Origin of the sequence: Butyricicoccus sp. OF27-2pH9A, from assembly GCF_027693185.1 — a bacterium.
Lineage (GTDB): Bacteria > Bacillota > Clostridia > Oscillospirales > Butyricicoccaceae > Agathobaculum > Agathobaculum butyriciproducens.
In genome coordinates, this window is the sequence record NZ_JAQEXK010000056.1 from 1 (window position 1) to 858 (window position 858).

General features: G+C 52.9%; 2 protein-coding genes. Both read right to left on the minus strand.

From position 1 onward, the window contains the following. The coding region (locus PG722_RS13975; protein ID WP_270580893.1) for a relaxase/mobilization nuclease domain-containing protein at positions 1–422 on the minus strand (422 nt) is incomplete at its 3' end. 79 nt (positions 423–501) lie between these two features. After that, a complete protein-coding gene (locus tag PG722_RS13980) occupies positions 502–792 on the minus strand; it encodes a CD1845 family protein (RefSeq protein WP_005927606.1) in 291 nt (96 codons plus the stop codon). Positions 793–858: the final 66 nt, after the last annotated feature.

An 858-nucleotide genomic window follows, 5' to 3' on the forward strand; every position in this document is an offset into this window, starting at 1 on the left:
CGGAATTTCCGGGTGCAGTCAAGGGTGGTGGAGTTGTAATAAATGTGACAATGGATGTGCTGCTTATCGGTGTGCGTGGTAACGATAAAAGCGTGCCGCCCCTTTGTCCAGCGCATAGCCAGCTCATAGCCGATACGGTTCGCCTCTTTCGGTGTGATCTCCCCCGGATAGAAGGACTGTCGTATCTGATAGCACAGCACATCATTGGCCTTTTTCTGTTCCCGGCCTGTCATGGCGGCATAGCTGGCCTTTGCCAAAAGGAACTCGTCCGCCACAGTGACCGGATCACATTCATAAGCGGAGATGTACTTTCCGCTTTCTGTTTTTTCCGGGTCCTTGCCATAGTCCAGACAATCCCGGATAGCCTCAGCAATCGTTTCGCCTTCGCCCGCATGGCGCTGCAACAAAGTTGTGGTAGCCAAAAATCATTCCTCCTTTCCATGAGAAAGGGGCGGCCCATTCAGACCGCCCCGACTTCGGGCCAGTATGGCCCGAGGCTGCTTAACTTGCCAGAAACCGGTACAGAGCGGATTTGCCTCCGTCCAGCGCCCAAAGAAGGGAGCCCGCCGCCGCTTGCAGTCCATACGGCGAAAGAAGGAAGGCAAGAAACAGAAATACAATCCCGCCTATGGGCGTCGGCGTGAAAAAGAGAGCGACACCCAGCACCGTCAGGATCACAGAGGCAATCGTCAGCAGGACGGCACAAATATCAAATAGGAACACCAGCAGAGCCGCCAGAAGGGACAACGCTAAAGCAAAGGGAGCAACCAATATTTTCAGCAGTATCTTCATCTTCAAAACCTCCTTTATCTATCCTTCCTACCTCTATTTTATCATGCTTGCCCGGGGACATAAATG